General features: G+C 65.9%; 20 protein-coding genes. 17 read left to right on the forward strand and 3 right to left on the reverse strand.

Annotation, left to right across the window (positions count from 1 at the left end):
- Positions 1-4 precede the first annotated feature (4 nt).
- From R9B84_RS24185 to gltA, 3 genes are read left to right on the forward strand one after another with little or no spacing between them, the layout of a single operon-like run.
- Complete coding sequence (locus tag R9B84_RS24185) at positions 5-706, forward strand: succinate dehydrogenase iron-sulfur subunit (RefSeq protein ID WP_059237255.1); 702 nt, start codon at positions 5-7, stop codon at positions 704-706.
- Positions 707-713: 7 nt separating this feature from the next.
- On the forward strand, positions 714-986 hold the full coding sequence (locus R9B84_RS24190) for a succinate dehydrogenase assembly factor 2 (RefSeq protein ID WP_031400668.1): 273 nt from the start codon (positions 714-716) through the stop codon (positions 984-986).
- A 53-nt stretch (positions 987-1,039) separates the two neighbouring features.
- Positions 1,040-2,341, forward strand: a complete 1,302-nt coding sequence (gene gltA / locus R9B84_RS24195; RefSeq protein WP_423762580.1) for a citrate synthase — start codon at positions 1,040-1,042, stop codon at positions 2,339-2,341.
- 89 nt (positions 2,342-2,430) lie between these two features.
- Here the strand turns inward: gltA and R9B84_RS24200 are convergent, their stop codons facing one another.
- Complete coding sequence (locus R9B84_RS24200; RefSeq protein ID WP_423762581.1) at positions 2,431-3,396, reverse strand: helix-turn-helix domain-containing protein; 966 nt, start codon at positions 3,394-3,396, stop codon at positions 2,431-2,433.
- A 71-nt stretch (positions 3,397-3,467) separates the two neighbouring features.
- Between R9B84_RS24200 and R9B84_RS24205 the strand changes: the two genes are divergently transcribed.
- From R9B84_RS24205 to R9B84_RS24230, 6 genes are all read left to right on the forward strand, one after another.
- On the forward strand, positions 3,468-3,857 hold the full coding sequence (locus R9B84_RS24205) for a VOC family protein (protein WP_423762582.1): 390 nt from the start codon (positions 3,468-3,470) through the stop codon (positions 3,855-3,857).
- Positions 3,858-3,967: 110 nt separating this feature from the next.
- A complete protein-coding gene (locus R9B84_RS24210; protein WP_423762583.1) occupies positions 3,968-5,218 on the forward strand; it encodes a DUF1479 domain-containing protein in 1,251 nt (416 codons plus the stop codon).
- Positions 5,219-5,427: 209 nt separating this feature from the next.
- Positions 5,428-6,186, forward strand: a complete 759-nt coding sequence (locus R9B84_RS24215; RefSeq protein WP_423762584.1) for a dimethylarginine dimethylaminohydrolase family protein — start codon at positions 5,428-5,430, stop codon at positions 6,184-6,186.
- Positions 6,187-6,284: 98 nt separating this feature from the next.
- Complete coding sequence (locus tag R9B84_RS24220) at positions 6,285-6,749, forward strand: Lrp/AsnC family transcriptional regulator (protein WP_423762585.1); 465 nt, start codon at positions 6,285-6,287, stop codon at positions 6,747-6,749.
- A gap of 80 nt (positions 6,750-6,829) precedes the next feature.
- Positions 6,830-8,398: an amino acid permease gene (locus R9B84_RS24225; protein ID WP_423762586.1), complete on the forward strand. Its 1,569-nt coding sequence runs from the start codon at positions 6,830-6,832 to the stop codon at positions 8,396-8,398.
- 57 nt (positions 8,399-8,455) lie between these two features.
- Complete coding sequence (locus R9B84_RS24230) at positions 8,456-8,641, forward strand: hypothetical protein (RefSeq protein WP_423762587.1); 186 nt, start codon at positions 8,456-8,458, stop codon at positions 8,639-8,641.
- Between the two features lie 48 nt (positions 8,642-8,689).
- Here the strand turns inward: R9B84_RS24230 and R9B84_RS24235 are convergent, their stop codons facing one another.
- Positions 8,690-9,415, reverse strand: a complete 726-nt coding sequence (locus R9B84_RS24235; protein WP_423762588.1) for a glutathione S-transferase — start codon at positions 9,413-9,415, stop codon at positions 8,690-8,692.
- Positions 9,416-9,532: 117 nt separating this feature from the next.
- Complete coding sequence (locus R9B84_RS24240; protein WP_423762589.1) at positions 9,533-9,856, reverse strand: cupin domain-containing protein; 324 nt, start codon at positions 9,854-9,856, stop codon at positions 9,533-9,535.
- Between the two features lie 397 nt (positions 9,857-10,253).
- Here R9B84_RS24240 and R9B84_RS24245 point away from each other — a divergent pair, with 397 nt between their 5' ends.
- The 8 genes from R9B84_RS24245 (at position 10,254) to asd (ending at position 16,942) form a co-directional block, all read left to right on the forward strand.
- Entirely contained in the window at positions 10,254-11,075 is an 822-nt protein-coding gene (locus R9B84_RS24245) for a hypothetical protein (protein ID WP_423762590.1), read from the forward strand.
- Between the two features lie 32 nt (positions 11,076-11,107).
- Positions 11,108-11,866 (forward strand): Tat pathway signal protein, encoded by a 759-nt coding sequence (locus R9B84_RS24250; protein ID WP_423763566.1) that lies wholly within the window; start codon positions 11,108-11,110, stop codon positions 11,864-11,866.
- 234 nt (positions 11,867-12,100) lie between these two features.
- The gene (leuC, locus tag R9B84_RS24255; protein WP_423762591.1) at positions 12,101-13,510 is read left to right on the forward strand and encodes a 3-isopropylmalate dehydratase large subunit; all 1,410 of its coding nucleotides are present in this window, start codon (positions 12,101-12,103) and stop codon (positions 13,508-13,510) included.
- Positions 13,511-13,513: 3 nt separating this feature from the next.
- Complete coding sequence (locus tag R9B84_RS24260; protein WP_027791137.1) at positions 13,514-13,660, forward strand: entericidin A/B family lipoprotein; 147 nt, start codon at positions 13,514-13,516, stop codon at positions 13,658-13,660.
- 68 nt (positions 13,661-13,728) lie between these two features.
- Positions 13,729-14,379 (forward strand): 3-isopropylmalate dehydratase small subunit, encoded by a 651-nt coding sequence (leuD, locus tag R9B84_RS24265; RefSeq protein ID WP_034179996.1) that lies wholly within the window; start codon positions 13,729-13,731, stop codon positions 14,377-14,379.
- Positions 14,380-14,455: 76 nt separating this feature from the next.
- Positions 14,456-15,523, forward strand: coding sequence for a 3-isopropylmalate dehydrogenase (leuB, locus tag R9B84_RS24270; protein WP_423762592.1), 1,068 nt, complete (start codon positions 14,456-14,458; stop codon positions 15,521-15,523).
- 96 nt (positions 15,524-15,619) lie between these two features.
- A complete protein-coding gene (locus R9B84_RS24275; protein WP_047901343.1) occupies positions 15,620-15,739 on the forward strand; it encodes a hypothetical protein in 120 nt (39 codons plus the stop codon).
- Positions 15,740-15,820: 81 nt separating this feature from the next.
- Positions 15,821-16,942 (forward strand): aspartate-semialdehyde dehydrogenase, encoded by a 1,122-nt coding sequence (gene asd / locus R9B84_RS24280; RefSeq protein ID WP_047901342.1) that lies wholly within the window; start codon positions 15,821-15,823, stop codon positions 16,940-16,942.
- Positions 16,943-17,035 lie beyond the last annotated feature (93 nt).

Below are 17,035 nucleotides of genomic sequence, written 5' to 3' on the forward strand. Positions count from 1 at the left end.
CGAAATGGCAAAACGCATTTTTGAAGTCTACCGCTACGATCCGGACAAGGACGCAGCGCCGCGCATGCAGACGTATGAGCTCGACATCCAGCACGAGCGCATGCTGCTCGACGCACTGGTCAAGCTGAAGGCACTCGACGAAACGCTGTCGTTCCGCCGTTCGTGCCGCGAAGGCGTGTGCGGTTCGGACGCGATGAACATCAACGGCAAGAACGGTCTCGCGTGCCTGACGAACCTGAACGACCTGCCGCAGAAGATCGTGCTGCGTCCGCTGCCGGGCCTGCCCGTCGTGCGCGACCTGATCGTCGACATGACGCACTTCTTCAACCAGTATCACTCGATCAAGCCGTACCTGATCAACGACGCGCCGCCGCCGGAGAAGGAACGCCTCCAGTCGCCGGAAGAGCGCGACGAGCTCGACGGCGTGTACGAGTGCATTCTGTGCGCGAGCTGCTCGACGTCGTGCCCGAGCTTCTGGTGGAACCCGGACAAGTTCGTCGGCCCGGCCGGCCTGCTGCAGGCTTACCGCTTCATCGCGGACAGCCGCGACACGGCCACCGGCGAGCGTCTCGACAATCTGGAAGATCCGTACCGTCTGTTCCGTTGCCACACGATCATGAACTGCGTCGACGTCTGCCCGAAGGGCCTGAACCCGACGAAGGCGATCGGCAAGATCAAGGAACTGATGGTTCGCCGCGCGGTTTAAGGTTGCAATGAGCGACGATTCGCATCAATCCGACCCGCACCGCCGCGCGCGCCTTCGCTGGCGCGCGCGGCGGGGTCTGCTGGAAAACGACATCATCTTCGAGCGTTTCTTCGGCAGATACGAGCATGACCTCACCGATGCAGACGTAGGCGCGTTGTCGCGCCTGCTCGATCTGAGCGACAACGACCTGATGGACTTGCTCCTCGCGCGCAAGGAACCAGAAGGCGACCTAGACAGCCCGGATATTCACCGGCTGTTGGAGATGCTGCGCAACGTGTAACGCGTTACGCCCGTTATCGAATCCCGTTTCTTTATTTCGATTGAGGATGTGCCATGACTCCGTCTGATGTTAAAGCCACGCTATCGTTCAGCGACAACTCGCCGAGCGTCGAACTGCCGATCTACAAGGGCACGATGGGCCCGGACGTGATCGACATCCGCAAGCTGTACGGCCAGACCGGCAAGTTCACGTACGACCCGGGCTTCATGTCAACGGCAGCTTGTAATTCGGCGATCACGTACATCGACGGCGACAAGGGCGAGCTGCTGTATCGCGGCTACCCGATCGACAACCTCGCGCAAAACGCGGACTTCCTCGAAAGCTGCTACCTGCTGCTGAAGGGCGAGCTGCCGAACGCAGCGCAGAAGAAGGAATTCGTCGACACCGTCACGAAGCACACGATGGTGCACGAGCAGATGCACTTCTTCTTCCGTGGCTTCCGCCGCGACGCGCACCCGATGGCGATCCTGGTCGCCGCGGTCGGCGCGCTGTCCGCGTTCTACCACGACTCGCTCGACATCAACGATCCGCGTCACCGTGAAGTGTCGGCGATCCGCATGATCGCGAAGCTGCCGACGCTCGTCGCGATGGCGTACAAGTACAGCATCGGCCAGCCGTTCGTGTATCCGAAGAACTCGCTGTCGTACAGCGCGAACTTCATGCACATGATGTTCTCGAACCCGTGCGAAGAGTACGAGGTCAACGACGTGCTCGTCCGCGCACTCGACCGCATCCTGATCCTGCACGCCGACCACGAGCAGAACGCATCGACGTCGACGGTCCGCCTGGCCGGCTCGTCGGGCGCGAACCCGTTCGCATGTATCGCGGCCGGTATCGCCTGTCTGTGGGGCCCGGCGCACGGTGGTGCGAACGAAGCCGCGCTGAACATGCTCGAGCAGATCGGTTCGCCGGACAACATCCCCGAATTCATCAAGCAGGTGAAGGACAAGAATTCGGGCGTGAAGCTGATGGGCTTCGGCCACCGTGTGTACAAGAACTACGACCCGCGTGCGAAGCTGATGCGCGAGACGTGCTACGAAGTGCTGAACGAACTGGGCCTGCACGACGACCCGCTGTTCAAGCTCGCGATGCAGCTCGAGAAGATCGCGCTGGAAGACGAATACTTCGTGTCGCGCAAGCTGTACCCGAACGTCGACTTCTACTCGGGCATCGTCCAGCGCGCGCTGGGCATTCCGACGTCGATGTTCACGTGTATCTTCGCGATGGCACGTACGGTCGGCTGGATCGCACAGTGGAACGAAATGATTGGCGATCCCGAACAGAAGATCGGCCGTCCGCGCCAGCTGTTCATCGGCGATACGCCGCGCGAAGCGAAGCCGATCGACGCACGTTAAGTCGTGTGCGGCGCGACGGCCGGCAGGCCGTTCGCGTCGGGCAATCGCTACGCCACGACACCCCGACGGGTCATCCCGTCGGGGTGTTTTCATTTGCGCGCCGGATTTGTGCGGCGCTCCAGCGACGGCGGCCGGGTGTCGAGCGCCGGTGCTTCTTCGTCGGGGGCGTGGCCGTGCTGCAGGAAGAACTGCCGGTACGCGCCCGGCGTCATCCCGCGCGCGGCGAGGAACTGGCGGTTGAAGTTCGCGGCATTCGGAATGCCGCAGCGCGCGGCGACCGTCGCGATTGGCCAGTCGGTGCCGACGAGATGACGGCACGCGTGCGCGAGCCGCAGCCGCTGCACATAGCGGCCGACGCTTTCGCCGAGATGCCGGACGAACAGGCGCTGCAGCGTGCGCTCGGACATATGCGCGGCAGCCGCGAGGGCATCGATGCGCAGCGGTTCGTGGAAGTGCCGGTCGATCGCGTCGAGCACGCGATCGAGGCGCTCGGCTTCGGGCGCGGCCGCGTCGGCGCGCGGTGTCGTGCCGTCGGGCCGGTCGTACGCGTGCGCGGTGGCGAGCGGCTCGCCACCGGCTTCCGCGAGATCGGCGAGCGTGTCGAGCGCGGCTGCGAGTCGTACGCGCGGAGCAGGGTCGAGCAACTGCGGCAGCCGTGCGCGCATCGCGCGGGCCGTGTCGGCGTCGAAGCGCAGGCCCGGCGCCGCGCGCCGCAGCAGCGAGCGCAGCGGTGCATATTCGGAGCAGCAGTCGGCGAGCCGCCGCGCCCAGTCGCCGTCGAACCAGACGACGAGCGCGACCTCGGGCGCGTCGCGATCGATGCGCGCGTTCGACGACCAGGTGTGCGGCAGGTTGGGCGGCACGAGCACCAGGTCGTCGTCCCCATAGCGTGCGACGTGATCGCCGATGAAGCGCTGGCCGCGGCTGTTGAGCGTGAGCGTCAGCTCGTATTCGGGATGGCGGTGCCATTCGAACGGGATGCGCGCGAGCCGGCGGTGGTACACGCGGATCGAACAGCCGGGAGCGAACGTCACGTGTTCGTACTGCGGTTTCATCGCGGCCTCCGGGTGGGGCGGGCTGCGCGCCGTGGCATGATCGTGAGCGATCGTCACCACGGAGCGTTGCCATGTTTTCACATGTTTGCGTGGGCGTCAGCGATACGACGCGCGCCTACGATTTCTATGCGCCGCTGTTCGCGGAACTCGGGTTGCGCCTGAAGTTCCGCGAGCCGGACGGCTGGTCGGGCTGGATGCCGGCCGACGCCGACCGGCCGCTGTTCTTCTTCGGCCAGCCGCTCGACGGCCGCGCACCCGAACCGGGCAATGGCCATACGATCGCGTTCAACGCGCCGACACGCGCGCACGTCGACCGCTGCCACGCGCTCGCGCTGCGGCATGGCGGCACCTGCGAAGGGCCGCCGGGCCTGAGGCCGCATTACCACCCCGACTACTACGGCGCCTATTTCCGCGACCCGGACGGCAACAAGCTCTGCGTGGTCTGCCATCGTCCCGAGTAATGCGCAGTTGTCAGAATTGTATCGATAGTTGGCCGGATAGCGGTGATGGTGGCCGTGCGCCGGCCGTACGCTGACAGCACATCACGACACGCTTCAGCGAGGAGACCACGATGCAACTGACAATTGACGATCTGCCGGCCGCAATTCGAGCGGCGAAACAGGCGTTGCGCGCCGACCTGCCCGGTTACGCGGCCTCGTTTCGCGAGCTGGAAGGCGACATCGCGCGGCAGGTCGACGCGATCCGCCGCGCGCATGCGCATGGCCGCGACGTGATTCCGGTGGTGCCGTTCGCGGATATCGAGGGCGGCACCGTCGATCCGCACGCGATTGCCGCGATCCGCACGCATGGCGCGGTCGTGATTCGCGGCGTGTTCGATGCGCAGCAGGCACGCGACTGGAACGACGAGATCGGCGCGTATCTGGATTCGAACCGTTTCACCGACCGGCTGCATGCGCGCGCCGAGGATCGCTATTTCGGCAACCTCGCGTCGGGCAAGCCGCAGATCTACGGCGTCTACTGGTCGAAGCCGCAGGTGGCCGCGCGGCAGTCGCCGGCGCTCACGCAGGCGCGCGTGTTCCTGAACCGCCTGTGGCGGCATACGGACGGCGCGCACACGCATTTCGATCCCGACCAGGTGCCCGCCTATGCGGACCGGATTCGCCGCCGGCCGCCGGGCTCGACGTCGCTCGGGCTGTCTCCGCATGTCGACGGCGGCTCCGTCGAACGCTGGCTCGGTGCGAACTTCCGCCAGGTCTATCGCCACGTGCTGGCCGGTCGCTGGCGCGATTACGACCCGTTCGACGCCGCGTTCCGTCCCGATGTCGAGGAAATTCCGTCGCCGGCCGTGTGTTCGATGTTCCGCACGTTCCAGGGCTGGACCGCGCTGACGCCGCAGGGGCCCGGCGACGGCACGCTGCAACTGATCCCGGTCGCGAATGCGATGGCCTATGTGGTGCTGCGCGCGTTGCAGGACGATGTCGCCGACGACGACCTGTGCGGCGCGCGTCCCGGCCGTGCGCTGTCGATCCGGCCCGAATGGCACGCGCTGCTGCTCGATGGGCTGGTGCCGATTCCGCACATGGAGCCGGGCGACGCGGTGTTCTGGCACGGCGACGTCGTGCATGCGGTCGAGGATGCGCATCGCGGCCGCGGCGACAGCAACGTGATGTACATCGCGGCCGCGCCCGGCTGCGCGAAGAACGACGCGTACCTGCGGCGCCAGTTGCCTGCGTTCGTGCACGGCGAGAGCCCGCCCGATTTCCCGGCCGATCATTTCGAGGTCGAATTCGACGGGCGTGGCGGGGACGGCGATCTTACGGCGCTCGGCCGCTCGCAGATGGGGTTCGGGCCCGGCGCGTAACGGGCGCGCCGCATACGAACGCGGCCGTCCGCGACACGGCGAACGGCCGTCTGCCGAATCCGCTGCGTGCTGCGCACAATTCGACGCAATCGGCTGTCGGCGCAGCCGAAATCGACGCGAATTGCGCAATTTGGCTTCCGATAATGGTCCGGACACAACGCCGCTGCCCCGTGCGCCGCACGGGTGTGGCGATGACCAAGGAGGAGTCGATGCAATTCACGCAAGCGATCGTTCGCCGTCCCGCGCCGTCCTGTGGCGCGGGCCTGACCACCGCCGAACTCGGCGCACCCGACTACGACAAGACGCTCACGCAGTTCCACGCGTATTGCGACGCGCTGCGCACGCTCGGCGTCGAGCTGACCGAGCTGCCGCCGCTGGACGCATTCCCCGATTCGCATTTCGTCGAGGACGTGGCCGTCGTGACGCCGGAATTCGCGGTGATCACGCGCCCCGGCGCGCCCGCGCGGCGCGGCGAGACGGCGCATATCGAAGCCGCGCTCGCCGCGCATCGCGACCTGCTGCCGATGCAGGACGGCCGTCTCGACGGCGGCGACGTGATGCTGGTCGGCAAGCGCTTCTACATCGGCCTGACGGGGCGCACCGACGCCGAAGGCATTGCCGCGTTCGAATCGCTCGTGGCCCGCTACGGTTATTCGGTCGTCGCGGTCCCGGTCGGCGCCGGCCTGCACCTGAAGTCGGTCGTCAATGCGCTCGGCGACGACACGCTGCTCGTGACCGAAGCGCTGGCCGCGCACCCGGCGTTCGCCGACTATCGCCGGATCGCTATTTCGGCAGCCGACGAATACGCGGGCAACACGCTGCGCGTGAACGGCACGCTGATCACGCCGGCCGGTTATCCGCGCGTACACGACGCGATCGCGTCGCTCGGGTTGCCGCTGCACGTGATCGACACGAGCGAGTTCCGCAAGATGGATGGCGGCCTGACCTGCCTGTCGCTGCGGTTCTAGCCGATTGGCGCGCGGCCGCTTCGGCCGGATAATGTGGCCCCCGCGCGGCAAAGGAGACGTTCCGCGCACCAGCCACGACCCGACCGGAGCGAACGCGGATGACCGACAAGAAGATGCAGCTCGACAAGATCGATCTCCGGATCCTCGACATCCTGCGCACCGACGGGCGGATTTCCTACCGGAAGCTGTCGGAGCTCGTGAACCTCACGCCGCGGCCCTGCCAGGCGCGCGTGGAACGGCTCGAGGCGCTCGGCGTGATCGAAGGCTACCGCGCGGTGATCAAGGCGCCGCGCGCGACCAAGCCGATCGTCGTGATCGCGCAGATCGTGCTGGCCGATCACGGGCGTTCGCAGGCGCCGTTCGAGGACGAAATGCGGGCGAATCCGGCCGTGCTCGATTGCTGGCTCGTCAGCGGCACGTTCGATTTTCTCGTGCGGCTCGCGTGCGAGGATCTCGACGAGTACCGGCGAATCGCGAACGTGTGGCTGGAAAGCCCGCGGTTCCGGATCGAAAAGATCGTGACGACGGCCGAACTGCAGGCGATCAAGCGCAGCATCGTTTGACGCGACCGCGAAAGGTCCGGTTTCGATGCGAATGACCGGGCCAATCGATTTGCATTCCGAACAAAATCAAGGTGAACACTATGGATGCTTTGCAAGCGGCAGCGCAGACGGCCGCGCCGTCCGGGACGACGCTGAAGCGCCGTCTGCAGGGCCGCCACATCGCGATGATCGCGATCGGCGGCTCGATCGGCACGGGGCTGTTCGTCGCGTCGGGCGCGTCGGTCGCGCAAGCGGGGCCGGGCGGTGCAATCGCCGCGTATCTCGCGATCGGGATCATGGTCTACTTCGTCGTCACGGGGCTCGGCGAGATGGCGGCGCTGATGCCCGTGTCGGGCTCGTTCGCGATCTACGGCGAGAAGTACGTCGACGAAGGCTTCGGCGTCGCGCTCGGCTGGACCTACTGGTATAGCTGGGCCGTGACGATCGCGATCGAGCTGGTCGCCGCGCAGATCGTGATGCGCTACTGGTTTCCGTCCGTGCCGGGCGTGTGGTGGGGCGCGGCCTTCCTCGTGCTGATCTTCCTGCTGAATACGCTGTCGGTGCGCGGCTTCGGCGAATCGGAATACTGGTTCTCGCTGATCAAGGTCGTCACCGTGATCGCGTTCATCGCGGCCGGGCTGCTGATCGCGGCCGGCGTGCTGGGCACCGGGCATACCGGCAGCGGGCATACCGGCAGCGGGCATCCGGTCGGCTGGCGCAACTTCACGACGGGCGACGCGCCGTTCGTCGGCGGCGTGCACGCGATGATGAGCGTCGCGCTGATCGCGGGCTTCTCGTTTCTCGGCACGGAACTGGTCGGGATCACGGCCGGCGAATCGGAGAATCCGCGCAAGACGATCCCGCGCGCGGTGAAGCAGATCTTCTGGCGGATCATGCTGTTCTATGTGCTCGCGATCTTCGTGATCGGCCTGCTGGTGCCGTACACGGATCCGAACCTGCTGAAGAGCGATGTGACCGACGTCGGCGTGAGCCCGTTCACGCTGGTGTTCAGCCATGCGGGCTTTCCGCTCGCGGCCGGCGCGATGAACCTCGTGATCCTGACGGCCGTGCTGTCGGCCGGCAATTCCGGCACTTACGCGGCGACGCGGATGCTCTACAACCTCGCATCGGAAGGGCGCGCGCCGGCGATGTTCGCGACGCTGTCGCCGGGCGGCGTGCCGCGCAACGCGCTGTACGCGACGATGGCCGTCGGCGGGCTGTGTTTCCTCACGTCGCTGACCAACAATCAGAGCATCTATCTGTGGCTGCTGAATACGGTTGGCATCACGGGCTTCATCGCGTGGCTCGGCATCGCGGTCTGCCATTACCGGTTCCGCAAGGGCTTCCTGAAGCAGGGCTACCGGCTCGATCAGTTGCCGTATCGCGCGAAATGGTTTCCGTTCGGGCCGCTGTTCGCGATCGCGATCTGCATCGTGATCTCGCTCGGGCAGGATTACCAGGCATTCTTCGCGGCCCGCATCGACTGGATGGAAGTGCTGTCGATCTATGTGTGGATTCCGCTGTTCGTCGCGATCTGGTGGGCGTATCGCCGCGCGCGCAAGAGCCGGCTCGTGCGCTATGAGGAGATGGACATCGGGCCGTGGCTGACGCGCTCGGTCGACGCCGTCGACGCGGTGGCGGACCCGCGCGAGCGATCGCGCGGCGCGTAGTGCGCGTGCCGGATCGACGCGCTGTTCTCGCGCGGCCACGGCGCGCGCCCGGGGCTGATGACCGGCATCGACGAATTGCGCGGATTGGCGGTGCGGTCGAACGGCGCGGCGATCGGCTATCGCGAGACGCAGACCGACGGAGAAGGGCGGCGCACGGTGCGGCGCTCGACGGCCGTGTTCCGGCGCGAGGCGGATGGCCTGATCGTGCGGCGACACCTTTACGAGACGCCGGTCGCTGCGTGAGCGGGAACGGTGCCGCCACGCGCGACGACGCACGGGTGTCGGCAGCCGTTACTTGTCGAGCTCCGGATAGTGCCGGAAGATCCCCATGTCGTTGAACGGAATGCGGCGTTCGGACGCGAGATAACGTGCGACGGGAGGATGCTGCGCCACGCGGTCGTGCAGGCCGACGAGCCCCGCGACTTTCCGCTCCGCGCGCTTCATCGCCTTCGGGAACGCGTAGCGCAGCCCTTCGATCAGTTGGAACATCGACAGATCCGCATAGCTGAGCACGGTGCCGGCGATATAGCCGCCCTTGTGCGGATTCTGTTCGAGCACGCGATCGAAATAGCCGAGGAATTTCGGCAGCCGATTCTCGAGGAAATCGGCTGCGCGCTCGGCCGCTTCCGCTTGCTGGTCCTCGTAGTACAGGCCGCTTGCGATCGGATGGTGCGTGTCGTGGATCTCCGTGACGAAATCGGCGACGGTCAACTGCAACTGATGCACCCACAGCCGCCCGGCCTCGTCCCCGGGCGCGAGCCCGAGCCGCGCGCCGAGGAACAGCAGGATGTTCGCGGTCTGCCCGATGACGACGTCGCCGGCCTTCAGGAACGGCGGCGCGAACGGCAGGCATTCCGCTTTCGTGCTGTCCATCATGCGCATCATCGCCGGCACGCCCATCCCGCGCCCCGATTCGCGTGCGACGTCCACATAGTCGGCCTCGGCCGCCTCGAGCGCGAGCCGCACGAATTCTCCGCGGCCCTGGATCTCCGGCCAGTAATAGAGTTCATATCGCATGCTGTTCCCCCCCATCCAGTTGAACCGGATGCTCGAGCTATCGTGATAACCGAGCGGCCGTGCGCCGTCCGCCGCGAATAGACAGTCTAGGCAATCGCAAGAAAAGTGCAGTGCGCGTCACGCACGGCGCTCGCCGCCTTCGGGGCCGTAGAAGAACACCCATGTCGAGAAGTCGCTGGAGAAATCGACGAAGCGATGTACCGCATGCGCAGGGACGAACAGCGCGTCGCCGGCCGCGACGTCGCATGCGCGTCCGTCGACGATGAAGCGCGACGTGCCGGTGGCGATCACGTAGACCTCGTCGCGCGTATGCGGCTTCTGCGTGTCCTCGATGTGCGGCCGGTACAGCTCGACGTCGAGTGTGCCGTGCTGAAACAGCGTCGTGAACAGCGTGCCTTCTTCGTCGAGGCGAGCAAGCGATTCGTTCAGGCCGAGCTTCATCGTGGTGTGCTCCGGATCCGGTCGTGGGAACGTGCGTTGCGCCATCGTAACGCGAAATCCGGAGATGATCGTGCGGTACGCGACGATGCCCGCGAATCGCATGCTCGCCACCGGTGAAACGGCGGCTGCGTTCGCACGCCACGGATGAAACGCATTCGTCCATCGGTGAAACGGCGTGACGATCGCCTGCATTCGAGCGACAGGTTCACCGCAATTTAATAAACGCCCACTACGATCCTGCATCGTCGATCGACAAAATGCAGCGATCCGATCCACGCGTCGACTCCGCGGACCGCCGCTGAACCGCGCGACTCGCCCGATTGCCATTTCCCAAGACCCCGCGATCTGCAACGCCTCGACCTGCCGCCGGCGTTATTCGCATTGTTTCGTCATTCTTATGAATCTGAATCTGTCGGCTTCTTCACGCAGAAAATTTCTTGCTGCCGCACCCGCCGTTGCAGCGGCGCCGCTGCTGAGCGCATGCGGCGGCGACGACGTCACGTCTGCGCCCATCGCCGATAGCGCACTTGCCGCGCAGATGTCCGCGAAGCTGAACGCGCAGCTCGGCGATGCGGCGACGGTCAATGCGATCGTGCCGGCGATGACCGATATCGGCTTTACCTGGGATCTGCCGACGGTCCCCGCCGCGCAGATCGGTGCGATCGTCGCATACAGCTTCGGCAACCGCCCGAACGCGGCGAGCGGCAACACGTCGAGCACGGGCGGCAACCAGTCCGCGCTGCCCGATCCGGGGCCGGTCAACGAAGCGCTCGCGGACGCGGTCTACCGCATCCGTCAGTTGAAGCCCGTCAAGGTCTACGCGCAGTGGGAAATCGCGCGCTTTCTCGTATCGAAATACGGAATGGGCGCCGACGTGCTGTCGTCGATCGAACCGGTGATCGCGAGCAACGGCTCGATCGTGTACCTGAGCACGGCAGGCGTCGCGGCCGTGGCCGTGTCGCGCGCGGGCGGCGCGGCCGCGATGGGCACTGTCGCGGTGGTCGGCCATCGCGATCACGCGAAGCGCTGCATCCAGACCTCGCAGCAGGCGGGCATGAAGGCGGCAGCGGTTGCCGAGGTGCCGCTCCCGACCCTGTACGACCCGCAATCGGGCCAACCGTGGACGCGCAACCGCAGCCTCTACCTCGTGCACGACATGTATGCGCAGATGCTTTCGCGTGCGATGACCGCGACGATGCAGGCGTTCCCGAAGGGCTGACGCCTTCCGCTCTCCACTCGATTCTCATGACCATGAAGACCCGCCGCCATTTCCTGGCTTCCACTTCCGTACTCGCCGCATCATGTGCGGCCGCCGCGCCCGTGTTCGCGAGCGACGCGCCGGTGTCCGATGCCGAGCTCAAGCGCCAGATGCTCGGCAAGCTGACGAACGAACTGAACGATCGCGCGACCGCCGCCGATGAGACGGGTTACCTGTTCGACACGTTTTTCTCGTGGGCGCCGCCCACCGTCGAGGCGGCCGGCATCAATACGATCGCAGCGTTCAGCTTCGGCAGCCGCGCCGCGGCGTCCGGTGCCGCGCCGGTGCCGGGCCCGGTGAACGAGGCGATTGCCGACGCCGTGTTCGCGCTCCGGCAGAAGGTCGCCGTGCCGGTCTACGCGCAGCAGGAAGTCGCGAGCGTGCTCGCGTCGAAATACGGGCTGACGGCCGGCGTGACGACGATCGCGACGCCGGCCATGAGCGCCGGCAGCCCGATACCGACGCCCGACGGCGTCGCCGCCGCGATCGTCAAGCAGGCCGGCTCGGCCGCGGCGCTCGGCAAGGTCGCGATCGTCACGCATGCGGATCAGGCGTCGATCGCCGTGCGCGTGTCGAATGCGGCGGGGATGCAGGCGGCAGTGCCGGCCGGGCTGGCGCTGCCGGTCGCCTACGACACGTCCGCGCAGCCGCCCGCGATGCGGCGCCGCGATCTCTACCTGATGAGCAACGCCGGCATGCAGCTCGCGATGCTGCGGCTCGCTCTGATCAACCGCGAATATCCGAACGGCTGAGGCCGCGGGGTTCCGGCTCGTCGCGCCTGGTCCGGGCGACGCGATCCGCGATCGCGGTCATCCGGACCCGGCGCGCCCCATTTTGCCGGGTAATGCCGATACAGGTATTGGGGCTACCAGCCAAACCACTGTTTTTAATGGGTTTTTTCGCGTCCAGCCTGCGCCGCGACGCGTTCTGCGTGGCATAATCGACCGCATCCGTAAGGCTTGTAGTCACAACGACCCCGCATACCCATGGCACAGACTCTCTACGACAAACTGTGGAATACCCACGTGGTCCACACCGAGGATGACGGCACGACCTTGCTGTACATCGACCGTCAGCTGCTGCATGAAGTCACGAGCCCGCAGGCGTTCGAAGGGCTGAAGATCGCACACCGTCCGGTTTGGCGCATCAGCGCGAACCTGGCCGTGTCGGACCACAACGTGCCGACGACGGATCGCAGCCACGGCATCGCCGATCCCGTCTCGAAGCTGCAGGTCGACACGCTCGACTCGAACTGCGATGCGTTCGGCATCACGCAGTTCAAGATGAACGACGTGCGCCAGGGCATCGTCCACATCATCGGGCCGGAGCAGGGCGCGACGCTGCCGGGCATGACGATCGTGTGCGGCGATTCGCATACGTCGACGCACGGCGCGTTCGGCGCACTCGCGCACGGCATCGGCACGTCGGAAGTCGAGCACGTGCTCGCGACGCAAACGCTCCTGCAGAAAAAGAGCAAGAACATGCTCGTGAAGGTCGAGGGCGCACTGCCGCGCGGCTGTACCGCGAAGGACATCGTGCTCGCGATCATCGGCAAGATCGGCACCGCAGGCGGCACGGGTTATGCGATCGAATTCGGCGGCTCGACGATCCGCGCGCTGACGATGGAAGGCCGCATGACAGTCTGCAACATGGCGATCGAGGCCGGCGCGCGCGCGGGCATGGTCGCGGTGGACGATACGACGATCGATTACCTGTTGGGCCGTCCGTTCGTGCCGACCGGCGCCGAATGGGACCAGGCCGTCGAATACTGGCGCCAGTTCAAGTCGGACGAAGGCGCGCAGTTCGATCGCGTCGTCGAGCTGAACGCGGCCGAGATCGTTCCGCAGGTCACGTGGGGCACGTCGCCGGAAATGGTCACGTCGATCGACGGTCGCGTGCCCGATCCCGAGCGCGAGAAGGATCCGGTCAAGCGCGACGCGATGGAGCGCGCGCTGGCCTACATGGCGCTCGAGCCGAACACGCCGATCGAATCGATCAAGGTCGACAAGATCTTCATCGGCTCGTGCACGAACGCGCGGATCGAGGATATCCGCGCGGCCGCGTATGTCGTGAAGAAGCTGAACCGTCGCATCGCGTCGAACGTTCGGCTCGCGATGGTCGTGCCGGGCTCGGGCCTCGTGAAGGCGCAGGCCGAACGCGAAGGGCTCGACAAGGTGTTCACGGATGCGGGCTTCGAATGGCGCGAGCCGGGCTGTTCGATGTGCCTCGCGATGAACGCCGACCGGCTCGATCCGGGCGAGCGCTGCGCGTCGACGTCGAACCGCAACTTCGAAGGCCGGCAGGGCGCGGGCGGTCGCACGCATCTCGTGAGCCCCGCGATGGCGGCGGCGGCGGCGATCGAAGGTCACTTCGTCGACATTCGCAAGCTGGGGTAACGCGTGACGGCATCGAAGGTCATTACGCGGCTGGTTGCCGCGCTGGCGCTCGCGGGGCTGGGCTTCGGCCTTGCGGGCTGCAATACCGTCCAGGGCTTCGGGCAGGACGTCAACGCCGCCGGCAACGCGCTGAAGCGCGCCGCGGAGTGACGTTTCCCGCCGAGAATTTGTCGATGTGCGCCGGCTGAAGGCCGGCCCTCCAACCGGATAGACGGATCATGGAAAAATTCACAGTACATACCGGCGTCGTGGCGCCGCTCGATCGCGAGAACGTCGACACCGACGCGATCATCCCGAAACAGTTCCTGAAGTCGATCAAGCGCACGGGCTTCGGTCCGAACGCGTTCGACGAGTGGCGTTACCTCGATCACGGCGAGCCGGGTCAGGACAACTCGAAGCGTCCGCTGAATCCCGACTTCGTGCTGAACCAGCCGCGCTACCAGGGCGCATCGGTGCTGGTCGCGCGCAAGAACTTCGGCTGCGGCAGCTCGCGCGAGCACGCCCCGTGGGCGCTGCAGCAGTACGGCTTCCGCGCGATCATCGCGCCGAGCTTCGCGGACATCTTCTTCAACAACTGCTACAAGAACGGTCTGCTGCCGATCGTGCTGACCGAGCAGCAGGTCGATCACGTGTTCAACGACACGTACGCGTTCAACGGCTACCAGCTGACAATCGACCTCGACGCGCAGGTCGTGCGCACGGGCGACGGCCGCGAGTATCCGTTCGAGATCGCCGCGTTCCGCAAGTACTGCCTGCTGAACGGCTTCGACGACATCGGCCTCACGCTGCGCCATGCGGACAAGATCCGCCAGTTCGAAGCCGAGCGGCTCGTGAAGCAGCCGTGGCTCAATACCAAGCTGGTCGGCTGATATCGCCTTCGAGGCGGGCGCGCTTGCCGCGCGTTCGCCGGCCTGCCTCCATTACCTACCCAGTCAGGAATAACGCATGAAGATTGCAGTGTTGCCCGGCGACGGCATCGGTCCGGAAATCGTCACCGAAGCGGTGAAGGTGCTGAACGCACTCGACGAGAAGTTCGAACTCGAACAGGCGCCGGTCGGCGGCGCAGGCTACGAGGCCAGCGGCCATCCGCTGCCCGACGCGACGCTGAAGCTCGCGAAGGAAGCCGACGCGATCCTGTTCGGCGCGGTCGGCGACTGGAAATACGATTCGCTCGAGCGCGCGCTGCGCCCCGAGCAGGCGATCCTCGGCCTGCGCAAGCATCTGGAGCTGTTCGCGAACTTCCGCCCGGCGATCTGCTATCCGCAGCTCGTCGATGCGTCGCCGCTCAAGCCCGAGCTCGTCGCGGGCCTCGACATCCTGATCGTGCGCGAACTGAACGGCGACATCTACTTCGGCCAGCCGCGCGGCGTGCGCGCCGCACCGGACGGCCCGTTCGCCGGCGAGCGCGAAGGCTTCGACACGATGCGCTATTCGGAACCGGAAGTGCGCCGCATCGCGCACGTCGCGTTCCAGGCGGCACGCAAGCGCGCGAAGAAGCTGCTGTCGGTCGACAAGTCGAACGTGCTCGAAACGTCGCAGTTCTGGCGCGACATCATGATCGACGTGTCGAAGGAATACGCGGACGTCGAGCTGTCGCACATGTACGTCGACAACGCGGCGATGCAGCTCGCGAAGGCGCCGAAGCAGTTCGACGTGATCGTTACGGGCAACATGTTCGGCGACATCCTGTCGGATGAAGCATCGATGCTGACGGGCTCGATCGGCATGCTGCCGTCGGCGTCGCTCGACAAGAACAACAAGGGCCTGTACGAACCGTCGCACGGTTCGGCGCCGGACATCGCGGGCAAGGGCATCGCGAATCCGCTCGCGACGATCCTGTCGGCCGCGATGCTGCTGCGCTACTCGCTGAATCGCGCAGAGCAGGCCGATCGCATCGAGCGCGCGGTGAAAACGGTGCTCGAACAGGGTTACCGCACGGGCGACATCGCGACGCCGGGCTGCCAGCAGGTCGGCACGGCGGCGATGGGCGATGCGGTGGTCGCGGCGCTGTAAGCAGACAGTAAAGGGTGCGAACGCGGCCGGTAAAAACGGCGCGTTCGCGCCGGGTTGGCCGTTGTGCGGCCGGATAGGTTTGTGTAGACTCGAACGATGGCGCTGATTTCCCTGATCTCCCCGGTCTTGAAACTCCACGGCAACATTGCCCGTGCGGGTGCGCGCGCCATCGTCATCACGAAAACCATTACCACGAAAACGATCATTAAACGCTGATCGTCCGTCGTGCCCGCCTTTTTCCCCGCGCGGTCACAGCGGGGACGGAAATGGCGGGGAAGCTCCATCAAAGGGTTAGTCATGAACGTAGGTCTCGTAGGTTGGCGCGGCATGGTCGGCAGCGTCCTGATGCAGCGCATGCAGGAAGAGGGCGATTTCGACCTGATCGAACCGGTGTTTTTCAGCACCAGCAACACGGGCGGCAAAGCGCCGTCGTTCGCGAAAAACGAGACTACGCTCAAGGACGCGACCAGCGTCGACGAGCTGAAGAAGTGCGACGTGATCATCACGTGCCAGGGCGGCGATTACACGAACGACGTGTTCCCGAAGCTGCGCGCGGCCGGCTGGAACGGCTACTGGATCGACGCGGCGTCGTCGCTGCGGATGAAGGACGACGCGGTCATCATCCTCGATCCGGTCAACCTCGACGTGATCAAGGACGCGCTCGTCAAGGGCACGAAGAACTTCATCGGCGGCAACTGCACGGTCAGCCTGATGCTGATGGCGCTCGGCGGCCTGTTCCGCGAGAACCTCGTCGACTGGATGACGGCGATGACCTACCAGGCTGCATCGGGCGCGGGCGCGCAGAACATGCGCGAACTGCTGTCGCAGATGGGCACGCTGAACGGCGCGGTGAAGGAGCAGCTCGCCGATCCGGCGTCGGCCATCCTCGACATCGACCGCCGCGTGCTGGCCGCGATGAACAGCGATGCGATGCCGACCAGCAACTTCGGCGTGCCGCTCGCGGGCTCCCTGATTCCGTGGATCGACAAGGATCTCGGCAACGGGATGTCGAAGGAAGAGTGGAAGGGCGGCGCGGAAACCAACAAGATCCTCGGCAAGCCGGCGATGGGCGAGCCGGGCTCGATCCCGGTCGACGGCCTGTGCGTGCGGATCGGCGCGATGCGCTGCCATTCGCAGGCACTGACGATCAAGCTGAACAAGGACGTGCCGCTCGACGAGATCAACGGCATCCTCGCATCGGCGAACGATTGGGTGAAGGTCGTGCCGAACGAGCGTGAAGCGTCGATGCGCGACCTGTCGCCGGCGAATGTCACGGGCACGCTGACGGTGCCGGTCGGCCGCCTGCGCAAGCTCGCGATGGGCGGCGAATACCTGTCGGCATTCACGGTCGGCGACCAGCTGCTGTGGGGCGCGGCCGAGCCGCTGCGCCGCATGCTGCGCATCCTGCTCGACAAGTAAGCGCGCTGCCTGCCCGGTCTCCGGGCCGGGCTGCACAAGATGACGCGCCGCGTCGGCCTTGACGATGTCAAGGCTGGCGCGGCGCGTTTTTCA

The sequence above is a fragment of the Burkholderia sp. NLJ2 genome (genome assembly GCF_049487195.1).
GTDB classification, from domain to species: Bacteria; Pseudomonadota; Gammaproteobacteria; order Burkholderiales; family Burkholderiaceae; genus Burkholderia; species Burkholderia pyrrocinia.

What these genes read in the sequence shown, in the direction of transcription:
- R9B84_RS24185 (WP_059237255.1), top strand. Translation starts at nt 5, where the DNA reads ATGGCAAAACGCATTTTTGAAGTCTACCGCTACGATCCGGACAAGGAC.
- R9B84_RS24190 (WP_031400668.1), top strand. Translation starts at nt 714, where the DNA reads ATGAGCGACGATTCGCATCAATCCGACCCGCACCGCCGCGCGCGCCTT.
- gltA (WP_423762580.1), top strand. Translation starts at nt 1,040, where the DNA reads ATGACTCCGTCTGATGTTAAAGCCACGCTATCGTTCAGCGACAACTCG.
- R9B84_RS24200 (WP_423762581.1), bottom strand. Translation starts at nt 3,396, where the DNA reads ATGAAACCGCAGTACGAACACGTGACGTTCGCTCCCGGCTGTTCGATC.
- R9B84_RS24205 (WP_423762582.1), top strand. Translation starts at nt 3,468, where the DNA reads ATGTTTTCACATGTTTGCGTGGGCGTCAGCGATACGACGCGCGCCTAC.
- R9B84_RS24210 (WP_423762583.1), top strand. Translation starts at nt 3,968, where the DNA reads ATGCAACTGACAATTGACGATCTGCCGGCCGCAATTCGAGCGGCGAAA.
- R9B84_RS24215 (WP_423762584.1), top strand. Translation starts at nt 5,428, where the DNA reads ATGCAATTCACGCAAGCGATCGTTCGCCGTCCCGCGCCGTCCTGTGGC.
- R9B84_RS24220 (WP_423762585.1), top strand. Translation starts at nt 6,285, where the DNA reads ATGACCGACAAGAAGATGCAGCTCGACAAGATCGATCTCCGGATCCTC.
- R9B84_RS24225 (WP_423762586.1), top strand. Translation starts at nt 6,830, where the DNA reads ATGGATGCTTTGCAAGCGGCAGCGCAGACGGCCGCGCCGTCCGGGACG.
- R9B84_RS24230 (WP_423762587.1), top strand. Translation starts at nt 8,456, where the DNA reads ATGACCGGCATCGACGAATTGCGCGGATTGGCGGTGCGGTCGAACGGC.
- R9B84_RS24235 (WP_423762588.1), bottom strand. Translation starts at nt 9,415, where the DNA reads ATGCGATATGAACTCTATTACTGGCCGGAGATCCAGGGCCGCGGAGAA.
- R9B84_RS24240 (WP_423762589.1), bottom strand. Translation starts at nt 9,856, where the DNA reads ATGAAGCTCGGCCTGAACGAATCGCTTGCTCGCCTCGACGAAGAAGGC.
- R9B84_RS24245 (WP_423762590.1), top strand. Translation starts at nt 10,254, where the DNA reads ATGAATCTGAATCTGTCGGCTTCTTCACGCAGAAAATTTCTTGCTGCC.
- R9B84_RS24250 (WP_423763566.1), top strand. Translation starts at nt 11,108, where the DNA reads ATGAAGACCCGCCGCCATTTCCTGGCTTCCACTTCCGTACTCGCCGCA.
- leuC (WP_423762591.1), top strand. Translation starts at nt 12,101, where the DNA reads ATGGCACAGACTCTCTACGACAAACTGTGGAATACCCACGTGGTCCAC.
- leuD (WP_034179996.1), top strand. Translation starts at nt 13,729, where the DNA reads ATGGAAAAATTCACAGTACATACCGGCGTCGTGGCGCCGCTCGATCGC.
- leuB (WP_423762592.1), top strand. Translation starts at nt 14,456, where the DNA reads ATGAAGATTGCAGTGTTGCCCGGCGACGGCATCGGTCCGGAAATCGTC.
- R9B84_RS24275 (WP_047901343.1), top strand. Translation starts at nt 15,620, where the DNA reads ATGGCGCTGATTTCCCTGATCTCCCCGGTCTTGAAACTCCACGGCAAC.
- asd (WP_047901342.1), top strand. Translation starts at nt 15,821, where the DNA reads ATGAACGTAGGTCTCGTAGGTTGGCGCGGCATGGTCGGCAGCGTCCTG.